The sequence below is a fragment of the Enterococcus plantarum genome (assembly GCF_001730295.1).
GTDB classification, from domain to species: Bacteria; Bacillota; Bacilli; order Lactobacillales; family Enterococcaceae; genus Enterococcus_L; species Enterococcus_L plantarum.
The window spans coordinates 16,879-38,815 of record NZ_MIKA01000005.1; the positions used below are offsets into that span (position 1 = coordinate 16,879).

The 21,937-nt window shown below is 36.5% G+C and carries 19 protein-coding genes; 5 read left to right on the forward strand and 14 right to left on the reverse strand.

Features of this window, described 5'->3' with window-relative positions; genetic code table 11:
• Positions 1-100: 100 nt before the first annotated feature.
• Genes menH through menB form a run of 5 tightly spaced genes read right to left on the reverse strand, consistent with a single transcriptional unit; the run spans position 101 to position 6,339 of the window.
• The gene (gene menH / locus BCR22_RS02985) at positions 101-949 is read right to left on the reverse strand and encodes a 2-succinyl-6-hydroxy-2,4-cyclohexadiene-1-carboxylate synthase (protein WP_069653503.1); all 849 of its coding nucleotides are present in this window, start codon (positions 947-949) and stop codon (positions 101-103) included.
• The gene (menD, locus tag BCR22_RS02990; protein ID WP_069653504.1) at positions 946-2,670 is read right to left on the reverse strand and encodes a 2-succinyl-5-enolpyruvyl-6-hydroxy-3-cyclohexene-1-carboxylic-acid synthase; all 1,725 of its coding nucleotides are present in this window, start codon (positions 2,668-2,670) and stop codon (positions 946-948) included. Before menD ends, menH begins: the two co-directional genes overlap by 4 nt.
• Positions 2,654-4,036, reverse strand: coding sequence for an isochorismate synthase (locus BCR22_RS02995; RefSeq protein ID WP_069653505.1), 1,383 nt, complete (start codon positions 4,034-4,036; stop codon positions 2,654-2,656). The genes menD and BCR22_RS02995 overlap by 17 nt, the downstream gene beginning before the upstream one ends.
• Positions 4,033-5,505, reverse strand: a complete 1,473-nt coding sequence (locus BCR22_RS03000) for an o-succinylbenzoate--CoA ligase (RefSeq protein WP_069653506.1) — start codon at positions 5,503-5,505, stop codon at positions 4,033-4,035. The genes BCR22_RS02995 and BCR22_RS03000 overlap by 4 nt, the downstream gene beginning before the upstream one ends.
• An 18-nt stretch (positions 5,506-5,523) precedes the next feature.
• Entirely contained in the window at positions 5,524-6,339 is an 816-nt protein-coding gene (gene menB, locus BCR22_RS03005) for a 1,4-dihydroxy-2-naphthoyl-CoA synthase (protein WP_069653507.1), read from the reverse strand.
• 895 nt (positions 6,340-7,234) lie between these two features.
• Between menB and BCR22_RS15975 the strand changes: the two genes are divergently transcribed.
• The gene (locus BCR22_RS15975; RefSeq protein ID WP_069653508.1) at positions 7,235-7,444 is read left to right on the forward strand and encodes a DUF1433 domain-containing protein; all 210 of its coding nucleotides are present in this window, start codon (positions 7,235-7,237) and stop codon (positions 7,442-7,444) included.
• 103 nt (positions 7,445-7,547) lie between these two features.
• Here BCR22_RS15975 and BCR22_RS03015 read toward each other — a convergent pair whose 3' ends face one another.
• Both BCR22_RS03015 and BCR22_RS03020 read right to left on the reverse strand, forming a co-directional pair.
• Positions 7,548-9,062 (reverse strand): zinc ABC transporter substrate-binding protein AdcA, encoded by a 1,515-nt coding sequence (locus BCR22_RS03015; protein ID WP_069653509.1) that lies wholly within the window; start codon positions 9,060-9,062, stop codon positions 7,548-7,550.
• Positions 9,063-9,320: 258 nt separating this feature from the next.
• Positions 9,321-9,704 carry a YccF domain-containing protein gene (locus BCR22_RS03020; RefSeq protein ID WP_069653510.1) on the reverse strand — a complete coding sequence of 128 codons (384 nt, stop codon included), beginning with the start codon at positions 9,702-9,704 and terminating at the stop codon, positions 9,321-9,323.
• Between the two features lie 174 nt (positions 9,705-9,878).
• Between BCR22_RS03020 and BCR22_RS03025 the strand changes: the two genes are divergently transcribed.
• Complete coding sequence (locus BCR22_RS03025; RefSeq protein WP_069653511.1) at positions 9,879-10,223, forward strand: hypothetical protein; 345 nt, start codon at positions 9,879-9,881, stop codon at positions 10,221-10,223.
• Between the two features lie 29 nt (positions 10,224-10,252).
• Positions 10,253-10,624, forward strand: a complete 372-nt coding sequence (locus BCR22_RS03030; RefSeq protein WP_069653512.1) for a PaaI family thioesterase — start codon at positions 10,253-10,255, stop codon at positions 10,622-10,624.
• A 106-nt stretch (positions 10,625-10,730) separates the two neighbouring features.
• Here the strand turns inward: BCR22_RS03030 and BCR22_RS03035 are convergent, their stop codons facing one another.
• The 7 genes from BCR22_RS03035 to dnaA form a co-directional block, all read right to left on the reverse strand.
• A complete protein-coding gene (locus tag BCR22_RS03035; protein WP_069653513.1) occupies positions 10,731-11,162 on the reverse strand; it encodes a hypothetical protein in 432 nt (143 codons plus the stop codon).
• A gap of 135 nt (positions 11,163-11,297) precedes the next feature.
• Complete coding sequence (gene gyrA, locus BCR22_RS03040) at positions 11,298-13,817, reverse strand: DNA gyrase subunit A (RefSeq protein ID WP_069653514.1); 2,520 nt, start codon at positions 13,815-13,817, stop codon at positions 11,298-11,300.
• Positions 13,818-13,836: 19 nt separating this feature from the next.
• On the reverse strand, positions 13,837-15,786 hold the full coding sequence (gyrB, locus tag BCR22_RS03045; RefSeq protein ID WP_069653515.1) for a DNA topoisomerase (ATP-hydrolyzing) subunit B: 1,950 nt from the start codon (positions 15,784-15,786) through the stop codon (positions 13,837-13,839).
• Positions 15,783-16,910, reverse strand: a complete 1,128-nt coding sequence (gene recF, locus BCR22_RS03050) for a DNA replication/repair protein RecF (protein WP_069653516.1) — start codon at positions 16,908-16,910, stop codon at positions 15,783-15,785. Before recF ends, gyrB begins: the two co-directional genes overlap by 4 nt.
• Positions 16,897-17,139 carry a S4 domain-containing protein YaaA gene (yaaA, locus tag BCR22_RS03055; RefSeq protein ID WP_010766628.1) on the reverse strand — a complete coding sequence of 81 codons (243 nt, stop codon included), beginning with the start codon at positions 17,137-17,139 and terminating at the stop codon, positions 16,897-16,899. Before yaaA ends, recF begins: the two co-directional genes overlap by 14 nt.
• 302 nt (positions 17,140-17,441) lie before the next feature.
• A complete protein-coding gene (gene dnaN, locus BCR22_RS03060; protein WP_069653517.1) occupies positions 17,442-18,572 on the reverse strand; it encodes a DNA polymerase III subunit beta in 1,131 nt (376 codons plus the stop codon).
• 199 nt (positions 18,573-18,771) lie between these two features.
• On the reverse strand, positions 18,772-20,115 hold the full coding sequence (dnaA, locus tag BCR22_RS03065; protein WP_069653518.1) for a chromosomal replication initiator protein DnaA: 1,344 nt from the start codon (positions 20,113-20,115) through the stop codon (positions 18,772-18,774).
• A 646-nt stretch (positions 20,116-20,761) separates the two neighbouring features.
• Here dnaA and rpmH point away from each other — a divergent pair.
• Both rpmH and rnpA read left to right on the forward strand, forming a co-directional pair.
• On the forward strand, positions 20,762-20,896 hold the full coding sequence (gene rpmH / locus BCR22_RS03070; protein WP_010762140.1) for a 50S ribosomal protein L34: 135 nt from the start codon (positions 20,762-20,764) through the stop codon (positions 20,894-20,896).
• Positions 20,897-21,583: 687 nt separating this feature from the next.
• The gene (rnpA, locus tag BCR22_RS03075; protein ID WP_069653563.1) at positions 21,584-21,922 is read left to right on the forward strand and encodes a ribonuclease P protein component; all 339 of its coding nucleotides are present in this window, start codon (positions 21,584-21,586) and stop codon (positions 21,920-21,922) included.
• Positions 21,923-21,937: the final 15 nt, after the last annotated feature.

Genomic DNA, 21,937 nt, shown 5'->3' on the forward strand with positions numbered 1-21,937 from the left:
ACAAATCGATTAATCTTACGAAAAATAGATAACACTAAAAAGTGTATAGGTCTCGTTCAACTCTGCCAGAGAAATATAACTAAGGGATTTTGTACCTCAGTTATATTTTGTTGTTTCCCATGAGCTGATCCGTATAACTAATTAAAAACGAATACACCACTTCCTCAACTATCTCTGGTTTTTCCAAATGAACACAATGGCCTGCGTTCTTTACGATTTTAATAGACATATTCTGTTGTTTTTCTTGCATATTTTGTGCAATACGTTGAAATTTATGATCTAGTTCTCCCACAATCAATAAAGTAGGAATTTCGATTTTATCCAGCTCTTGCCAAAAATCAGGTTGGACTCCTGTCCCCATAAACCATAAACTACAAGCTAAACCAAAAGCTTGTTGGGATAAACGCTCTTTTCGTAACGTTGCCTGAATTTTGCAAGATAATTGTTTTTGACTATCAAAGAGAGACAGTTTTTCCCATTTATCGACGAAAGCTTCAATTGAGTGGCTCATTATAAAACCAGCTAAATGTTCATCAGAACACTTGCGTGTCATTCGCTCCGTTTTGCTTTTTAAGCCCGGAGAACCACTCTCTAAGAGTAGTTTCTGAATCTTTTGAGGAAATAGACAGGTAAAGCCTAAAGCCACTCTAGCACCCATTGAATAGCCTAATAAAGAAAACTTACTTATACCTAATTGTTCTGTCAATAGTGCAATATCCTGACACAAGCACTCCATCTGATAACGATAAGGATGGACATAGGAATCTGTTTGACCATGACCAATTAAATCGATCGCTAAAATGTTTCTATCTCTGTCTCTTTGAAAAACTGGAACAAACGTTTGACTCGTCCCTGTGAAGCCATGCAAGCAAACCAATGTTGGTCGATTTGCCTCATAGTCGGTCAACCACTGATAATAATAGTTTACACCATTTATAGCTGTTTTCATTTATTTTTCCCCAGCTTTTCTTTCAATCCATCAACAACTTTTTCATATAACAATACATTTTCTTGGCGATCACCAATAACCTCTATCAATTGAAATTTTGGTTGTTTTTGTGTCGCTTCTAACAACAACTCTAATTGTTCTAAGCTCTCAGCTTTTACATATTCAGCATCGTATAGCTGAGCAACTAAAGAAAAATCTAAATCGATCGGTGTGCCAAAAATTGGTTCGAAATCGTCTTTTTCCAAATGGCGCTGTGACAGAAAAGAAAAGATACCACCACCATTATTATTTAATAAAACAATCGTTAATGGTAAATTGTATCGTTTTGCCAACAACAAGCCGTTCATATCGTGATACATAGCTAAATCACCGATCAACAGTACATTTTGGCGCTCTGGATTTGTGGCACAAACTCCTAATGCTGTTGAGATAATGCCGTCGATTCCATTGATCCCGCGATTACCAAATAACTGATACTGATTATTATCAGGAGTTGAAAATCGATCTAAAAAGCGGATCGCATTGCTATTCGAAACAAACAATTGACCCTTTTTTGCCATTTTTTTATGAACAAGAATACTTGCTGTCGTTTCATTGAGAGTCTTCATCTCGCTAAGTTCCGTTAATTGCTGTTCGGTTGTTTCTTGCCAATCAATCCATTGATTACACCATGAATCTGATGTTCTTATTATAATTCTCTCCGTAATTTCCTTAGCAAAAGTCTGTTCATCTGCTTGGATAGCAACTTGGGTTTGTTTTAATTGATCTTGCCATTCACCCGTTTCATCAACGAAGTAGACCATTGTCGTCTCATTAAGAGATTGCAGCCAGAACATTGTATTTTTTGAAATGGGCATCATTCCAAATCGAACCACCACATCTGGATATTGGCTCATTTCAACTTCTTGAATAAACAAGTCAGCGTAACGCATAATCAAGGGACTATCGTTACTACTCGACGTGATATTTGCCAAAGGATCACTAAGAATTGGCCAACTTAATCTTTCTGCCAATTCAATAAATACAGCTGCTTCTTCTGGTGTGTGCGTTCCACCTACAACTAAAACACCTTTTTTCCCTTGCCATGCATCAACACATTCTATTAGTTGTTTCTCAGACAATTGCTTTTTACCTGCGAATATTTCAGTTGTTCTTTCAGCGAACAATGATCGATTTAAATCAGGCAATAATGGTTCCCGCAATGGGAAATTCAGGTGAACTGGACCTTTTGGTGTTTGGCAAGCCGTGTCTATTGCACGCATTCCTTGCCAATAAGCATAATCCAGCATCATTTTTGTTCCTTCTGGGATCGCCATTTCAATAAATTCTTTTACATGATGCTGAAATAAATGGAACTGATCCATTGCTTGAGGAGCGCCTACTTGCCGTAATTCATGGGGCCTATCTGTTGTCAAAACAATCAACGGGATATGACTAGCATTTGCTTCACAAATTGCCGGATAGTAATTTGCTGCAGCCGTTCCTGATGTACATAATAAAACAACTGGCTTACAGCTTGCTTTACTTAATCCCAAAGCAAAAAAAGCCGCCGAACGTTCATCTACTTCAATAAACGTCTCAATTTGCTCTTGTCGATGCAACAATAAGGCTAATGGCGTGGAACGAGAACCAGGGCTTATCACAGCTTGCTCTACCCCACTGCTGATCATCCCTTCAACAAAGGTTTGCAAATAATTGGTCATTTCACTTTGAGTTGTCATGATTGTCCCCACCTATCCCTCTTAGCATCGGTTGAAATTTAATTTTTGTCTCAATTCTTTCTTGCTCTGCTTGAGAATCTTTAATAATACCGCACCCAGCGTATAGATAACCTACTTTATCAGAAAGCACAGCTGAACGGATTCCTACTGCAAATTCTCCTATATCTTCTTTAAGAGCAATCCAGCCAATTGGAGCACCGTATAGACCTCTATCTAACTGTTCATGCTCTTTAAGCCAAGCCAAAGCTAGTTCCTTTGGCTCCCCGCCTAATGCAGGTGTTGGATGTAGTTGCTGGATTCCTTTCAAGAAACGATACTCTTTTTGACGTTGCCCTTCGATCGGTAGATGTAAGTGCTGAATATCCCGATTCTTTAATAATTCTGGTGTCTGAACCTCTATAGAAGTCCCTGTCATCTTTTCTAATTCTTTGATGATTCTATCTACAACGATTTTATGTTCTTGTTTATTCTTCATGTCATTCAGTAAATAGTTGCCAAGTTCATCATCTTCCGTCTTCGTTGTTCCACGTGAAACAGAACCAGCGATACTTGCCGTTGAAAAAGTCTTTGTAGATGCTCTTAATAATCGCTCTGGTGTAGCACCAACAAAGAGATGTTCATTCGATTCAAACACAAAAAAGTACGTATTTGTTTGCTGTTGTTGCAGATTCCTTAAAATAACCTCTGCCTGAAAGGGACGATTACTTTGCACTTTCATTTGTCTAGCCAACACGACTTTCTCTAACGGTCCTTCTTCTCGTAATTTCGCTACCGTTTCGTCAACAACCGTCATCCATTCAGATACAGCGATTTCTTCTGCTTTTATTTGTGCCGTATCTTTTTCTTCTACTAACTGAGTATCCATTAGTTCTTCGAATTCAGCTGTGAGTTCCAACCACTTTTGTTGTATTATTTCTTTATTTTCTGCACTAAAATTCATCGTAAGATACTGTTTTCCAGCGGTTTCTGTAAGTAAAAAGGTCGGTAAATAAAACAGCCCTTGTTCCATAATTCCCCAATCATTTTGCTTCGATTGTTTGCCGTCAAAAGCAAAACCGCCAAATAAAATAGCTCCTGTTCCAGAAACAGAACAATTTTGATAAATTTTATCTTTTTCTTCTAAAATAAATGTATCTACTTGCTCAAACGAAGCTTGATCATGCGCTAATTCATTTTCTCTACCGAAACCAACTAGCGTAAATTTTTTATCCGGTGTTTGCCAATAAAACCGTTCACCTTTAAATGCTTTTTGCCCCTTCTCAAAAGAAGTACGCAAAGGTGTTGTAATTTCATTTATTTCTTTGACCCAGCTAAATTGACGATAGCCATTTTCATAAGCTTGTTCTAATTCTTTAGGAATGCTCATTTGCTTAAAAAAGCCTCCCTTTCTATTGTTGTTAAGCGGTGTTTCGCTAATTTCCCACTAGCTGTTTTAGGTAGTGAATGGCACAAATAGATTCGTTTAGGTAGTTTATATTTTGCTAAGTAATTTTTAGCAAAGGTATTTATTCTTTCTTTTGTGATCGTTGATTCTCCAACAATGTAAGCTACTGGAACAGCGCCCCATTTTGTATCAGATTCACCAACTACGGCAACCTCTTTTATACCAGGAAACTCTTGAAGAATATGCTCGATTTCTGTAGGATAAATATTTTCGCCGCCTGAAATGATCAACTCACTTAAACGACTGACTAAATACAAATATCCTTCTTCATCTAAATAGCCCATATCACCCGTTTTAAACCAGCCATCTGCCGTCCATTTTACCGTTTGCCATTGCTCGCCATTTAAATACGCACGAACGACATTCTTACCTTTTAAAAGAATCTCTCCAACTTCATTTGGAGGCACACGTCTCTCTTGTCCATCAACGATTTTGATTTCCATTCCCATCAGTGGTTTTCCTGCAGAGCCTATTTTATTTCCAGCATCTTTAAAGCTTAATGCCACGACTTGAGAGCAAGTTTCGGTCATTCCATATGATTGGATCACAGGTATACCATAACCTTCACATTTTTCCAACGCTTTGGGAGAAATGGGACCCCCACCAAGCAGGATTGCTTTAAAAGCTGAGCTATAGCCCTTTGCAGGATAGTTTTCCAGTAACTGTTGGAGCATAACCGCCACAACAGAAATCACTGTCCCACGATCTTCGGCTAAATCATTTGTCACTATTTTTGCATCAAATTTATGATATAAACGGATACTGCAACCCAGCACTAATTGTCGCACAATGATCGACAAGCCACTAATGTGAAATAGAGGTACTGGACAAAGCCAACAATCTTCAGCCGTAATAGTCATATTTTCTTGCGTTGCCAGTGCACTAGCCAAATGATTACTAAAACACTGCACGACACCTTTAGGATTTCCTGTCGTACCTGATGTGTACATAATCGAAGCAGTGGTATTAGGTTGATAGATAGAATGGGATTCTGGTTCTACTACGGCTTCAGTGCCCTCTGGAATAATCATTTCAATTACTATTAATTGATCCAGTTCAGTAAAAAATGCCAAATTTTCAGTAGAAACCACTACCAGATTCACCTTTGCATCGGTCAATTGGTAGTGGAGTTCCTGCAAGCTTAACTGTGTATTTAATAAAACTAGCTCTTTACCTAATTCCCACAAAGCTAAAATCGAAAAATACATTTCTTTTGAATTACGGCTAAATAGCGCAACTCGTTTTTCATTATTCGGTATTTTTAACGAAAATGCTGCTGTCCATCGTTTAACTTCTTGAGCGACCTCAGCAAAAGACCATGCCTCATCCTGCCAATAAAAAGCAGGTTGATTAGGTCTTTCATCCGCTTGTTTTTGTAGCCAACTGCTCATGTTCTTCACCCTTTTATCTTATGGAAATTTAGGGAATTGGTCGAAATCAGGATCACGTTTTTCTTTAAACGAATCGCGTCCTTCTTTGGCTTCATCCATTGTGTAATAAAGCAAGGTTGCATCTCCTGCTAATTGCTGAATTCCAGCCAATCCGTCTGTATCAGCATTTAAAGATGCTTTGATCATACGTAAAGCAAGCGGACTTTTTTTCAACATTTCTTCTGCCCACTCCATTGTAACTTCTTCAACATCTGCTAAAGGTACAACGGTATTGATCCAGCCCATATCCAACGCTTCTTCTGCTGAATACTGTTTGCATAGGAACCACACTTCTTTAGCTTTTTTATGACCAACCACACGAGCTAAATAGCCAGAACCATAGCCGCCATCGAAACTTCCTACGTTTGGTCCAGTTTGACCGAATTTTGCATTATCTGCTGCAATCGTTAAATCACAAACAAGCTGAAGAACATTTCCGCCACCGATCGAATAGCCTTTGACCATCGCAATAACAGGTTTTGGAATCACACGAATCAGGCGTTGTAAATCTAATACATTTAAACGTGGAACACTATCTTCGCCCACATAACCACCATGTCCGCGGACTTTTTGATCCCCACCAGAACAAAAGGCTTTATCGCCTGCACCGGTTAAAATAATCACACCGACATCTTGCTTATCACGGCTAATGTTAAATGCATCAATCAATTCCATAACGGTTTTCGGTGTAAAGGCATTGTGTACTTGAGGGCGATTAATCGTAATTTTCGCCACTTTTCCTTCTTGTTCAAATAAAATTTCATCGTATTCTTTGATTGTTGTCCAGTTTCTCATGAGGAAACCTCCTTATAATTTTAAAGCGGAACAAATCGATTAATCCTGTAGAAAATTAGGAAATTGGCATTGAAACGTTCTTTGTTTCACTGACAATTTATCTATTTTCCTAAGGATTGATTTGTGTAGCTAGATAGTTTTAAAAGCGTAGTGGGCTCGTCCAGTCGAGGCTAGCCTGCGTAGCTAGATAACATAAAAGCGGAACAAGCCGCTTCGCTCTGACAGAAAGATAAGTAACTATGACTGCGGTGTTCTTTTCCTCATTCATCATTTATCTTTTTACCGAGAGATTAGTCTTACAATAATATAATTGTTTTCAATGTTTCTATTATACACAATTATGTAGTTTTTAGAATGATAGAGGGTTTAGAGAGCGGTGAAAAATCATATGTAGCGAAATCAGAAGAATTTAAAAAATTAATTATTTATAGTATTTTATTATATTGCCTTTTCTTACAGTTTTGCGACTAAAAGGCAGTGTTTTAATGATCGATACGTTATTTTCACCATAATCCAACCTCCTACATAATTGAATTCATTAATAGTATCTAATGAAGTGGCTATGAAAAAGAATAAAATTACTATATTAATTTCAATAATTTTAGTAATAAGGGGCTCTTTATGGCGAAAAATAAAGATATCTATCTACAAAAAAAGAATCGAAGATTATATACCGTATAATTACAACGACATTCACAGATTCAAAAAAAGTACCCATCTGATAGTACGTGTATTCATGATTGTAAAAATGAAAAAAGAGTTTAAGTTTCTCTGCTTGACTTACGCGAAATACTTTTGAAGAAGAATTTACTAATAACCCAGAATAGAAAAATATTTGTTTTATAATTACAAAGATGTAACCAGTGTAAATTAAAAAATATTAGAAAAAACGCCTATGGGAACACCTACAAGTAAAGGATACGTCAGTAATGACAAAAACATGCGCTTTTCTGCTTATATACATAACTGGCACTTTAACAATGATCTCGATTTTGAAAATAGAAAACCCGAGTATTTATTAAAAAACGAAATAACAAAATCTGTTGAAGAAATTGAGAAAGAAAAACAAGGAGAACTAAATAGCACAGCGCTATCCTCCACATAAATTTTACTCATATTAATGCTACCCACTAAACTAAACATAACCCCATCAAAAATCTTAACTTACCGATTTTTGATGAGGTCAAATTTAACTATTTACATGCTTATCAATGTGCTAACATCTCTTGTGCAATCTCAAATCCAGTCATACCTACAGGATAATAAGTCGGCCAATTATCCATTTCTTCCAATAATTTTTGTTGACTTTCATTACCAAAATAGATATGGAAATGTGCTGCTTTGGAAGGCGCGATGCCATGATCTGAAAATTGAACATACTTATATGGCGTATCCTCCGTTGCTTCAAACAAAAAGCGAACCCCACGATTTCCAGCTTTGTAAGTTAAGATTTCTTTTCCTGCGTATTTATATTTCGATGTGTATTTTTTATCCCCTACTATAAATGTCATGGCGTCCTTACTGGTATCAATACGATCAACGTCCGTTTGATACCCTTTTTGATAGTAATCTTTGTATTCTGCGGCCGTCATTTTTTTCGTTAATTTTTCTTTATAATCAAATACTTGGTCAAACGTGCCATCTTCTAAATAAGGAAATACCGATTGCCACTCACCTGCATAATCAGAAAGGGTGCGATCTTTGACATCTTTATCGTCAAAATACCCATTTGAAACAGTCTTGTTTACTTCTGGTTCGGCGACTTCTTTTTTAGGTGTCACTTCTGTTGATTTTATCAGTGCTTCTAAATTCTCCTTCATCACACTGATATACGTTTTACCGGCCTTCATGTCATCGTTGGTAAGTCCCTCTAACGGATTTAATACAAGTAATTCAACACCCGCTTCATTCGCTAACGTTTTTGCTACTCGGTCATTTGCATTTTCTTCAAAATAAATATAGTTGATTCCTGTTTCTTCAACTAGCTCTTTTAATTCCGCAATCCGTGAAGGCTTTGGTTCTTGATCAGGAGAAATCCCTGCGATCGGTACTTGTTTTAGGTTGTAGTCTAAGGCTAAATAAGAAAAAGCTGTATGTTGCGTAATAAAATTCTTTTGTTTGGCATTCACCAACTTTGCTTCATACAACTTATTAAGCTCTGTCAACTCTTCAATGTAATCAGCTGCATTTTTAGTAAATGTCGTTTTTTGCTCCGGAAATTGGTCGATCAACCCATCTCTGATTGTTTCCACTTCTTTAATTGCACGAAAAGGACTCAACCACAAATGCGGATCATAGTCATGAGAATGACCGTCATGATTCTCCTCAGCTGAATGATCGTGGTCTTCACTTCCAGGTAAAAGAACCATACCTTCACTTGCTTTGATGCTCGTCACGTTCTTCAATGATTTCTCCATCTTAGGAACCCAAGTTTCCATATATTCACTATTGTAAACAAAAGCATCCGCGTCTTGTAAGTTAGCGATTTCTTTTGCAGAAGGTTCATAATCATGTGCTTCAGTTCCTGCTGGCACCATCAATGTAACCTCGCCAGCATCACCGACAATATTTCTTGTAAATTCATACATTGGATAAAAAGAAGTAACGATTGTCAGCTGTTCTTTCTCTTTATTCTTTGTTTCAGATTTTGGTTTAGTGCAAGCAGTTAAAATAACCGTTAGTAAAAATAAACCTGTAATAATAAGTGTTAACTTCTTTTTCATCCCTAATCTCCTCAATCGTTTTATTTATAATATGCTGCATCTTAAGATAATTGCTCGTGCGAAAAAAACATTATTATATAAGGTCTAGTTGTTCATTCGATCACACCTTTCCGATTCGCGCTAATTAAAACGTAACAATTACGTTTTAACCACATGAGAATATAACAATTTTTTTTATCATTGTCAAGAGACGAAGAAAAACCAAGAAAAAACGGACATGTTTTTTCTTGGTCTTTCTATTTTTTTGCTTTTTTACTATTATTCCATATAAACACTATTTGTCGGAACTACCTGTGCACCGAATGGCATCAGCGCTAACTTCGCTAGTTTAAATGATTGCATTCCAAATGGAATTCCAATAATCGTCACACACAAAATAATTCCACTGATACAATGGCCTAGTGCTAGCCAAAATCCACTGATAACCAACCAGAGAATATTTACTAAAAACGAACTTGTACTTGTACTATATACAACCTTTTTACCGAACGGCCAAAAACTCAATCCTGCAAGCTTGAAACACTGCAGACCAATCGGAATCCCAACAATCGTAATGCACCAAAGTACACCTGCTAAAAGCCAAGCCAAACCACCAGCGAAACCACCAAAAATAAACCAAATAATATTTCCAAGACATCCCATAAAGCAAACCTCTACTTTCTACTTAAACTTACAAAAATAAATTATACTACAAAATCAAAAAACAAAACCTTATTCAAAACATAAATTTACTAAATTATATGAATTTCCTTGTGAACATTTACTAACTTGGTTACTATTGGTTAATAAGTTATTCATCACAAGGGAGAGTTGTTTATGAGCACAGCAGTCGTAGTGTATCAAAGTACACCATTGATCGGAAAAAGCAAACTGCCTAACGGAAATATCTTAGGTATGTTTAAACAAACTAAACTAGTAACTAAACTAAACCAAGCACTCGAAAAGAAAAATAGTCATTGGATTGTTACGTTAGGCGACTCTGTCGCAGCTATCGATGTTATCGCTCAAGAAGCCGATGCTATTATCTGTGTTCCTGGACTACAAAAACAATTTGAGTTAAACGATTATCCTCAAGAGAACGTATTCTACTTTGATTCTTTGAGTTATAATGAGTTGAATCTAGATAACGTGATTGCCTTTCTAGAGTCAATCCAACAATAACTTTTTGAAGGAAGAAAGGATTGATTTTCATGCATCTATTAGATTATTTGAACATTGAAACAACTGAATTATCCAAAGAGAAAGTAGTTCTAACAATGGACATAAAAGAGTTCCATAAACAACCTTATGGAATTTTACATGGTGGAATGAATGGTATTTTGATTGAAACAGCCTGCAGTTTAGGAGCGAATGAACAGCTTGATGCTCAATCTTATGCTGTTGGTCTCGATCTTCAAATCAACCATTTAAAAAGTGTACCCAGTGGTCTATTAACGGTCATCGCAACAGCAGATCGAATCGGACAATCTATTCAAGTCTGGGAAGGCAAAATCTTTAATGATGCCAACGAACTGACAGCTGTCGGTCGTTGCACACTGATGAGTCGCCAAATCGATAAGTAAATAGAAAACTGCTACAATCATTTAGTGGTATTTAGGGTATGAAAAAAGGGGGACTTTTTACTCTTATTTCATACCCTTTATTCACTCGATTACTCCACTTGATAAACTACAGTATCTCACCTGTGATAACTTTTAAATTCATTAGTAACGAGGTCATTGTATCTAATTCTCTTTGGTCTACCTCTAAATATTTTTTGTTCAAAATCTTCTCTCTCTCTTTTTTGACAAGTAAATACATTAGAGTCAATTCTTCTGACGTTAAATTGGATAAGTAAACATGATTTGGTTCTGAATAAGCAAAAGCATCTATCTCAAAAGTCTCTGGATTTCTTTTCAAACTTGTTCTGATCTGAAAACCATTTGAAAAAGTGATCATCTCTACATAAAGGTATTCAGAAAAAGTAATCGGTCTACGCTCATAAATAGTCGTTTTTCCTCCAAATATTTCTAGTATATTTTCAAGAAAATTGGATAATGCCGTTCCAATATTTAATTGTTTTGAAAAAGTTTTTGAAAGTAATAATTTTTCTTGTGTCATCATTTTACCTCTCACTTCTTATTACTTTCATTATAATCGTACTTTTTTTCAAAACAAAGCAAAACGATATTATATATTTTTTGAAATTATAAAAAAAGAACATCTCAAGCTTCTGCCGAAATGTTCTTTTTTATTTTATTCTTCTGTTGTTGTATCAGTATCGGTTATCTCAGTTTCAACAACTGTTGTTTCCACACCTTCAACTTCTTCAACAATTTCATCTGGTTCTGGCTCAACAACCGCCATCGTGACTACTTTTGCATCTTCTTCCATTCTCATCAAACGAACCCCTAATGTAGCACGCCCTGTTTGAGAAACTGAATCGACATTGAAACGAATAATGACCCCTTTATTGGTGATCACTAGAATATCTTCATCACCATGAACAGTCGTAAGTCCTGCTAATGGACCATTTTTCACTGTAATGTTGGCTGTTTTGATTCCTTTACCACCACGGCCCTTCACAGGGTACTCAGAGGCTTTTGTACGCTTACCGTAACCATTTTCCGTCAACACTAGAACTTCCGTGTCAGCGTCCAAGAGAGAGGCTCCTACGACGTAATCATCTTCTCTTAGACGAATACCACGCACACCTGATGCTGTACGGCCCATATCACGGACTGCAGTTTCAGCAAAGGTCACAGAATAACCATTATGTGTTCCGATGATCATGTTTTGTTCGCCATTTGTTAAGACAACATTGACTAACTCATCCTCTTCTTTAAGACCGATTGCAATCAAACCATTGCTTCTAATATTAGAGAATGCTTTGACTGCTGTACGTTTAACAGTACCTTTACGAGTCGTGAAGAATAGATAATGTCCTTCTTCGGCTTGTCCTTCAACAGCGATGATTGCTTGGATCTTCTCACTAGAGTCGATACCTAGCATGTTGATCACAGGGATTCCTTTAGCTGTTCTGCCGTATTCAGGAATTTCATAGCCTTTGGCACGATAGACTTTACCGTTATTTGTAAAGAATAATAATGTATCATGTGTTGAACAAGAGACAAGGTTTTTCACGAAATCGTCATCATGAACACCCATTCCTTGAACACCACGACCACCACGGCGTTGTGCTCTAAATTCACTATTAGCCATTCGTTTGATGTAGCCATTGTTCGTCAAAGTAATCACGACTTCGGCTTCTTCAATCAAGTCTTCGTCTTCTAAGCTTAGGACTTCACCGACTAATAGTTCTGTGCGACGTGCATCGCCGTATTTATCATGAATTTCACCTAGCTCTGTTTTGATGATCTCAATAACACGTTCTGGACGAGCTAAAATATCATTCAAATCAGCAATGAATTTCAATAATTCTTGGTATTCATTTTCAATCTTATCACGTTCTAAACCTGTTAAACGGCGTAGACGCATATCTAAAATCGCTTGTGCTTGACGATCTGAAAATTCAAAACGTTCAATCAAAGAAGCTTTTGCTTCATCATCTGCTTTAGAGTTTCGAATAATTGCGATGATCTCATCAATGTGATCTAACGCAATTCGTAAACCTTCTAAGATATGAGCACGCGCTTCAGCTTTTTTCTTATCAAATTCTGTACGACGTGTAATAACTTCTTTTTGATGCTCTATATAATTTTCAAGAATTTCTTTCAAGCTCAAAATCTTAGGAATCCCTTTTTCGATTGCCAACATATTAAAACCAAAAGAGGTTTGCAATGCCGTCATTTTATAAAGGTTATTCAAGATAACAGAAGCACTGACATCACGACGAACATCAATGACGATCCGCATACCCTCACGAGAAGATTCATCACGTAAATCAGTGATTCCTTCGATTCTTTTTTCACGATGCAATTCTGAAATTCGTTCAATTAAGCGTGCTTTGTTGACCATATATGGCAACTCAGAAACTAAGATACGTTCTTTACCGTTTGGCATATCAACAATCTCAACTTTGGCACGAATTGTGATTGATCCTCGACCTGTTTCATAAGCACGACGAATACCTGATTTGCCCATAACTAAACCGCCTGTAGGGAAATCTGGTCCAGGTAATACTTCCATCAATTCATTCGTTGTTGCATCGGGATTTTCCATCAATAAACTTGCGGCTTCGATTACTTCCGCTAAATTATGTGGTGGAATATTTGTTGCCATCCCTACAGCAATCCCTGTTGTTCCATTCACTAACAGGTTAGGAAAACGTGCGGGTAATACATCAGGCTCTTGTTCTGAGTCATCGTAGTTTCCATGAAAATCTACGGTATTTTTATTGATATCACGTAACATTTCCAATGCGATCTTGCTCATTCTCGCTTCGGTATAACGCATCGCAGCAGCACCGTCGCCATCGACAGAACCGAAGTTTCCATGTCCATCAACTAGCATACTTCGATAACTAAATGGCTGAGCCATTCGTACCATTGCTTCATAAATGGATGAATCTCCATGTGGATGGTACTTACCCATAACGTCCCCAACGATACGAGCAGATTTTTTATGTGGTTTGTCTGGTGTTACACCTAACTCATTCATCCCATATAAAATACGGCGATGAACTGGTTTTAACCCATCACGAACATCCGGCAACGCACGCGCTACAATAACGCTCATTGCATAATCAATGAAGGATTCTTTCATTTCACTGGTCAGATTGACGTCTTGAATGTTCTCTTTGATTTCTTCACTCATGAATTTATCTCCTTCTTCATTAAATATCTAGATTTTTCACGTAATGGGCATTTTCTTCAATAAATGCTCGGCGTGGTTCAACACGGTCCCCCATCAACATTTCAAAAATTTGATCGGCTTCGATCGCATCATCAACACTGACACGTGACATCAAACGTTTTTCAGGATCCATTGTTGTTTCCCATAATTGATGATCATCCATCTCTCCAAGACCTTTATAACGTTGAACGCTCGGTTTTGGACTAGCTGGTAGGCTCTCTAAAACTTTAGCTAGTTCTTCCTCAGCATTTTTTCCTGGTTGAACGTAGGTGATATTTTTCCCTTGTTTGACCCCATATAACGGTGGTTGAGCGATATATACATATCCCGCTTCAACAACCGGACGCATGAAACGATAGAACAGTGTCAATAACAGTGTACGGATATGTGCACCATCGACATCGGCATCGGTCATGATTACTAATTTGTGATAACGTGCTTTAGATACATCAAAATCAGCACCAAACCCTGTCCCCATCGCTGTAAACAATGAGCGAATTTCTTCATTGGCTAAAATTTTATCCATGCTGGCTTTTTCAACATTCAAAATTTTCCCACGAATCGGTAAAATCGCTTGGAATTCACGACTACGTCCTTGTTTTGCTGATCCACCGGCTGAATCTCCTTCGACGATGAAGATTTCGCATTTTTCAGGATCTTTACTTGAACAATCGGCTAATTTACCAGGTAAATTACTGATTTCAAGAGCGCCTTTACGACGAGTCACTTCACGGGCTCTTTTAGCAGCCATACGAGCTTTTGAAGCCAGTAGACCTTTTTCTACGATTTGTTTCCCAACAGTTGGGTTTTCCATCAAGAATTTATTGAAATACTCAGAGAATAAACGGTCAGTAACCGTACGAACTTCTGAGTTTCCTAATTTTGTTTTGGTTTGTCCTTCAAATTGAGGTTCTGGATGTTTGATCGAAATAACAGCTGTTAATCCTTCACGAACATCTTCTCCTGTTAGGTTTTCGTCATTTTCTTTCATGATTTTTTGTTTACGAGCGTAATCATTGATGACACGCGTTAATGACGTTTTAAAACCTGATTCATGCGTTCCACCTTCATAGGTATGAATGTTGTTGGCGAAACTTAGTAAGTTAGTATGGTAGCCATCTGTGTATTGCATAGAGACTTCCACGATGATATCTTGCTGCTCTCCTTCAATGAAAACAGGTTCTGGGAATAATACATCTTTGTTCGCATTCAAGTGTTCTACGTAACTCTTGATTCCGCCTTCGTAGTGGTATTCTTTCAAGACAGGTTTTTCTTCACGTTTATCTTCAATAGAGATTTTTAGGCCTTTATTTAAGAAGGCCAATTCTCTAACTCGTGTTGCTAATTTATCAAAGTTAAAAATCGTTGTTTCTGTAAAAATTTCTGGATCTGGAACAAAATGGACAGTCGTCCCATGACGGTCAGTATCGCCGATGACTTTCAAATCATCTTTGACAGCACCTTGGTGAAACTCTTGGAAATAAATTTTACCTTCTTTGTAGACTTTTACGTCTAAAGTTGTGGATAGCGCGTTAACAACAGAGGAACCTACCCCGTGAAGTCCACCGGAAACTTTATATCCGCCACCGCCAAATTTTCCTCCAGCATGGAGAACGGTAAAGACTGTTTCTACCGCTGGACGACCAGTTTTTGCTTGAATACCAACTGGGATTCCCCGACCATCATCGACAACTGTAATACTATTGTCTTCTTCGATGACTACTTGGATACTTGATGCAAAGCCTGCTAACGCTTCATCGATCGAATTATCAACGATCTCCCAAACTAAATGATGTAACCCTTCTGAACTCGTAGATCCTATGTACATACCAGGACGTTTACGAACCGCTTCAAGACCTTCTAATACCTGAATCTGACTGGCATCATATTCTTGGGCACGTTCTTTCATGTTTTTTTCTTCTTCTGTCATATAGATGCTTCCCTCTCTATCTCTCCCTGATGAACATAAAATATATCTGGTTCAACAGTTAATTTATTGTTTAAATGATCCAAACTGGTCGTAGTTAAAAACGTTTGGACCTTTCCTTCAATCGTTTCTAGCAGGTGCAATTGTCTTTCATTATCTAATTCACTCATGACATCATCCAATAACAACACAGGATATTCCCCTGTTTCTGAATACATTAAATCAATTTCCGCAAGCTTTACGCTAAGAGCCGTGGTTCGTTGTTGCCCTTGTGAACCATATGTTTGGACATTTTGTCCGTTTACATTAAAAATCAAGTCATCTCGATGAGGGCCTAAAAAGGTATTCGCTTTGAACAATTCTCTTTTCCGGTTATCAAGAAGGCTCTGCAGTAGTTGCTTTTGGATCTCTTCTAGTGAAAAATTTTCTTTGTCTAATGGAATGCTTGAAAAATAATCGATTGCTAGTTCTTCTTTTTCGTGGCTAATTTTCTTATGAAGTAAATTGGCCCAATGCTCTAATTTTTTGATAAATTCTAAACGAGCAAACAGGACTTTACCACCAAATTCAGCTAATTGTTCAGTCAAAATATCTAGATAGACATGATCTGACTGTTTTTTTTCAGCCAACTGCTTTAAATATTGATTACGTTGTTTTAAGACAGTCTGGTATTGAACCAAATCATATAAATAGATCGGATTAACTTGACCTAATTCCATGTCGATAAATTTACGACGTAATTGTGGCGAGCCCTTCACTAAAGATAAATCTTCCGGCGCAAATAAAATAACGTTTAATTGCCCGATATATGAACTCAAACGCTTTTGTTCAATATGATTGACCTTTGTTTTACGGCCTTTGTTGGAAATAATGATTTCTAGCGGTACCGTTCCGGTCTTTTTTTCAACAACGCCACTGATTCTTGCTGAATCGGAATCCCAATGGATCAATTCTTTTTCGTTACTGGTTCGGTGACTGCGGGTCATCGCTAAAACATAAATACTTTCTAAGAGATTTGTCTTACCTTGTGCATTTTCTCCTAGAAATATATTCAGTGTTTTAGGAAAATCTAAGGTCAGCCCATCATAATTACGATAATGCTGTACCTCGATTTCATTCAGTCTCATCGACTACCTCGCCTTTTTTGACCATAAAAAAAGTACCTTCTTCAGGTATCTCGAGCATCATACCGGCGTATAATTTTCTGCCGCGGCGATTCTCTAATTCCCCATCTACGAAAACACTATTTTCAGCTAAGTACCATTTGGCAGCGCCACCACTGCTGATAACGTCGACTTCTTTTAAGACTTGACCTAGTGTCATGTAATCAGTTTCTAAAACAATCGTCTTTTTCAAAATGCATCCCTCTTTTTTGTTTTCACTTTTACTCTTATATTATACTCTTTTTTACGTCAAAAAACAAATTTATCCGTCTAATTTTCTTTCTAAGCAATTTTGAATACAATCGACAAAAAATATTCTAACGATTAAAAAAGGCTTAAAATGCATTTTAAGGAGAAATTTGTAAGTTTTACTTCTTGAAAATTATTTCAGTAGTTTTCATTTTATTTAGAATGACGAATGAAAGATAAATGATCTATTTTAAGGAAATAAAAAAGCACCTGCCTCAAAAACGAGACAAGTACTGTTTTTTATTTTTAGTTTGTACGAACTGGTGTAATCAATTGAATAAAGTCCAAATCAGTTTCAGTCGGTTCTAAGGTAAATGGTCGAATTGCTGAAATGAATTTAACTGTAATGCTCATATCGCCGAATGCACGTAAGGCATCTTTCATATAATCTGGATTGAAAGAAATTTCCAATGGGTCACCCGTTACTTTTTCATAATTTAATGGCTCTTCCACTTTTCCTATTTCTGGAGAGTTTCCGTAAAGAACAACAGAATCAGACGCAATGGCTAAACGAACAATATTATTACGGCCTTCATGTGATAATAATGAAGCGCGATCAATGGCAGACAATAAATCTGGAACATAAAAATCGATTTCCGTATTAAAGCTTGTTGGGATCAAACGATTGGTATCAGGATAATTTCCTTCTAACAAACGAGAATAAAAATACATGTTTTGTGTTTTAAACAATACTTGGTTTTCCATGATGCTGATCTCAACCATCTCTTCTTCATTTGTAAACGAACGAGAAAGTTCAGTCAAACTTTTCCCAGGGATGACGATATTGAAATTTTCAGCTGCTTGTTCGATAGGAATAATTCGTTGGCTCAAACGATGTGAATCTGTCGCAACAGCCAATAATTTTTGATCTTCCAAAATAAAATGAACACCGGTTAAAATGGGACGACTCTCATGAAGGGAAACGGCAAATCCCGTTTCATTGATAATTTTTGTCAAAAGATGAACTGGTAATTGAATTTGATTTTTAGCATCGATAACTGGAAGGTGTGGATAATTGTCTGCGTCCAATCCGTTTACGGTAAAGTCGGCTTTTCCTGAAGTAATTGCAACTTGATTATTCTCTAATACTTCTAGAGTGAACATATCTTCAGGTAATTTACGAATGATTTCACCAAAGAAACGAGCTTGTAAAACGATGCTTCCAGTTGATTCGATCGTCATTTGAGCTTTTTCATCTTCTTTACTTAAAAAACTTTCAATAGAAATATCTGCATTACTACCCGTTAAGGATAATCCTTCATCTGTTAAGACGATTTTTACACCGGTTAAAATAGGGATAGTTGTTTTAGAAGAAATAGCTCGTTGAACAGTTTGTAATTCTTGTAAAAATATATTTCTTTTTACGGTTAGTTTCATAATAAATGAACTCCTTTTTAATTGATTTTAAATGCACAAATTTTGTTAGGACTGTTTGTATTTATATATAAATAAATAATAAAAGTAGTAGGTCCTGTTAATTCTGTGGAAAAGTGTAGAAATGAAATGAAGTAGGAGTTTTCCACTTGTGTATAACTTGTGGAAAACTTTTTACTATTTCTCTTTTTTTATCCACAGGCTACGAATTGAGCAAGTTTTTGATTTCCCCAACTTCTTTTTGGATTGTTGGATCTTTTTCCATTAATTGTTGGATTTTTTCATGAGCATGGATGACCGTAGTATGATCTTTACCGCCGAATTCTGCACCGATTTTAGGCAGAGAATTTTCGGTCATCTCTCTAGATAGATACATTGAGATTTGTCTAGGAACAACGATGGACTTCACACGTTTTTTGCCTTTTAAATCTTTTAATTGGATATGGTAATACTTTGCCACTTCTTCTTGGATTTGTAAAATCGATAAATGAGTTTGACTGCCAACAGATTTCAACGATTTTAAGGCATCGGCTGCTAAACTAGTGGTAATATCCTCACCATTGATTGTAGCAAATGCTTGAACTCGGACTAATGCACCTTCTAATTCACGAATATTAGAATCAATTTGACCAGCGATGTAGCTAAGTGTATCGTCAGGGATCTCTAGGCGTTCTGCGTCGGCTTTTTTCCGCAAGATCGCAATTCGTGTCTCTAAATCTGGTGGCGTAATATCAACAGAGAGACCCCAAGCAAAACGAGAAACCAATCGCTCAGGTAGTTTTGGAATATCATTAGGTGGTCGATCACTTGTCAGTACGATTTGTTTGTTTTCATTGTATAAATCATTGAAGGTATGGAAAAATTCTTCTAATGTTGCTTCCTTCTCAGCCAAGAACTGAATATCATCCACTAATAGTAAATCGACATTTCGATACTCTTTTCGAAACTGTTCTGAATTTTTTGTTTGAATCGAATTGATAAATTCATTTGTAAATGTTTCGCTGCTGACGTATTTTACTTTCGCATCTGGTCTATTTTGTAACATTTGATGACCGATTGCATGCATCAAATGGGTTTTCCCTAAACCTACTCCACCATAGAAGAATAATGGATTGTAAATAGAACCAGGATCTTCTGCAACAACTAAAGCTGCTGCGTGCGCCATTTGGTTTCCTTTTCCGATCACGAATGTGTCAAAAGAATACTTTGGGTTCAATAAAGCTTTTTTCCCATGTTCAGCAATTTTTTCTGGTGTTACAGGAGCTTTCTTTTCTTCTTGAACAGGCACGAGCTCTTTTTCACCAGTAATAACAAAATGAGGCATTACTTCAGCACCAGTCAATTTAAAGCCGGTTTCGACGATTTTTGCGGCTAAATTCTTTTCCCAATAGTCTTTATGAACAGCAGAAGGAACTTCTAACCATAATTGGTTATTCTCCAACTTTAGCGGTTGTGTTGTTTTTATCCAAGCATCAAAACTTGGTGCAGACAAAACAGATTGGTAAGTATCTTCTAAATCTTTCCAGAAACTTTCCATATCGGGCATATGGTGACCTCCTTAATATATAAGTAACAACACTCTACTTCGCTTCACCTTAAAATTTTTGACATTCAGTGATGAATAGAAGCAAGAGTCCTTACATTCATCTTGTATCAATTTCTAAGAGTAAACCCACGAAGTTAGATAAAACTTTTTCTATATAAAAATGCAGCACAACTATAAATAGATAAGCAAATAGAATTTTAGCATTTTTTTGGAAGTTTTTCCACAGGCAAATTGTGAATTGTGGAAAAAAAATTCACAGAAGGGTATAAACTTATCCACATAGAGAAATAAAACGGTGGAATTCTCATTGTTTTTTTATTTATCCACAACAGTTTCTGTAAAAAAAAATCAAGTAATTCAAGCTTTTTTTAAAGTTATACACAGCCGGAAAATAATTTGTGCATAACTTTTTAACAGCCTGTTTTTTTGTGCAAAACTGCAGAAGAAACTCAAAAAGAAATAGATGTCTCAAAAAAACTATCCACAAGTTATTCCTAAACTTTCCTCTTTTGTGGATAACTTATTTCAATAAGAAGAAAAATTTATTCCAGAAAATTTATTGACAAACCTACCTATTACTAGTTATACTATCAAAGTATGTCTATGTATTGATGGATAGTTACAATTTCAGGAGGTGGAACAAGAGATGAAAAGAACGTATCAACCAAACAAGCGCAAACGTCAAAAAGTTCACGGTTTCCGTAAACGCATGAGCACAAAAAATGGTCGCAACGTATTAGCGAGCAGACGTCGTAAAGGCAGAAAAGTTATTTCAGCATAATCTATGTTGACTTTAAATAACGAATCAAGTTTAAACTAAGAACCCTTTATTATCTTCACAATGTATGTGTGGAAATAATAAAGGGTTCTTTTGTTGTGAATCACTACGATTGGCTTCGCCAGAGTAGATGATGAACAATACTTGGCGACCTTAGGGAGAGAAGTTACATTACTAGTGAATCACCAAACGCTAACACCAAAAAAAGTAGTATAGTAATGAACGAAAAGTAAGAGTATTAATCGAACGAAGATAATAGTTATGTTCTAAATCAAGAAGGATAGAGTGATTCGTTGATGAACAATACTTGGCGATCAAAGGAAGAGAACTCACTTATTAATAAGTTACCAAACGCTTAATACTAAAAAAGTAATCCAATATAGTAATAATCATACGAAAATAACAGTCTTATTCTCAATCACGCTATCTTGGTTCGATTTCTCCGATTTTTACAAGCTAAATGCTAAAAATTGAACCCATACTTATCTCAATGTAAACTAACCTCAAAAAATCTCTCAATGCCATAAAATAAAGTGTAAAAAAACAAAAAAAATGATAAGATATAAAATTAGAGTCATTAAGACCAAAATCTCTAGAGATTTTCCCTAAATTTTGAAAAAAAATGACTAAAATATGCTATCATTGTAGAGTGAGTAAAAAAGAAAGATAGAAAGAAACAAAGGGATGCAGATGAAAAAATCCTATAGAGTAAAAAAAGAAAAAGAATTTCAAGCAGTGTTTCAACATAAACAGTCCTGTGCGAACCGAAGATTTGTTGTCTATGTATTAGAAAAACCAGAGCAAAAGCATTTTCGGGTAGGAATTTCCGTAGGTAAAAAAATCGGGAATGCCGTTATGAGGAACGCTGTAAAACGTAAAATTCGTACGTCGATCTACCAACTAAAAGAATCAATCGATCCGACTTGTGATTTTATTATCATCGCAAGACCTGGTGTCGACAAGTTGACTTCTGAAGAAATTCATAGCAACGTAACGCATGTTTTAAAACTTGCCAAAATTTTGAAATAAGAGAGGAATAGTTTT

Excerpts from the sequence above, each read along its gene's own strand:
- recF (WP_069653516.1), bottom strand. The coding sequence starts at position 16,910 with ATGAGACTGAATGAAATCGAGGTACAGCATTATCGTAATTATGATGGG.
- BCR22_RS15975 (WP_069653508.1), top strand. The coding sequence starts at position 7,235 with ATGGGAACACCTACAAGTAAAGGATACGTCAGTAATGACAAAAACATG.
- BCR22_RS03020 (WP_069653510.1), bottom strand. The coding sequence starts at position 9,704 with ATGGGATGTCTTGGAAATATTATTTGGTTTATTTTTGGTGGTTTCGCT.
- BCR22_RS03030 (WP_069653512.1), top strand. The coding sequence starts at position 10,253 with ATGCATCTATTAGATTATTTGAACATTGAAACAACTGAATTATCCAAA.
- rnpA (WP_069653563.1), top strand. The coding sequence starts at position 21,584 with ATGAAAAAATCCTATAGAGTAAAAAAAGAAAAAGAATTTCAAGCAGTG.
- gyrA (WP_069653514.1), bottom strand. The coding sequence starts at position 13,817 with ATGAGTGAAGAAATCAAAGAGAACATTCAAGACGTCAATCTGACCAGT.
- BCR22_RS03000 (WP_069653506.1), bottom strand. The coding sequence starts at position 5,505 with ATGAGCAGTTGGCTACAAAAACAAGCGGATGAAAGACCTAATCAACCT.
- dnaN (WP_069653517.1), bottom strand. The coding sequence starts at position 18,572 with ATGAAACTAACCGTAAAAAGAAATATATTTTTACAAGAATTACAAACT.
- menB (WP_069653507.1), bottom strand. The coding sequence starts at position 6,339 with ATGAGAAACTGGACAACAATCAAAGAATACGATGAAATTTTATTTGAA.
- dnaA (WP_069653518.1), bottom strand. The coding sequence starts at position 20,115 with ATGCCCGATATGGAAAGTTTCTGGAAAGATTTAGAAGATACTTACCAA.
- BCR22_RS03035 (WP_069653513.1), bottom strand. The coding sequence starts at position 11,162 with ATGACACAAGAAAAATTATTACTTTCAAAAACTTTTTCAAAACAATTA.
- menH (WP_069653503.1), bottom strand. The coding sequence starts at position 949 with ATGAAAACAGCTATAAATGGTGTAAACTATTATTATCAGTGGTTGACC.
- menD (WP_069653504.1), bottom strand. The coding sequence starts at position 2,670 with ATGACAACTCAAAGTGAAATGACCAATTATTTGCAAACCTTTGTTGAA.
- rpmH (WP_010762140.1), top strand. The coding sequence starts at position 20,762 with ATGAAAAGAACGTATCAACCAAACAAGCGCAAACGTCAAAAAGTTCAC.
- BCR22_RS03015 (WP_069653509.1), bottom strand. The coding sequence starts at position 9,062 with ATGAAAAAGAAGTTAACACTTATTATTACAGGTTTATTTTTACTAACG.
- gyrB (WP_069653515.1), bottom strand. The coding sequence starts at position 15,786 with ATGACAGAAGAAGAAAAAAACATGAAAGAACGTGCCCAAGAATATGAT.
- BCR22_RS02995 (WP_069653505.1), bottom strand. The coding sequence starts at position 4,036 with ATGAGCATTCCTAAAGAATTAGAACAAGCTTATGAAAATGGCTATCGT.
- BCR22_RS03025 (WP_069653511.1), top strand. The coding sequence starts at position 9,879 with ATGAGCACAGCAGTCGTAGTGTATCAAAGTACACCATTGATCGGAAAA.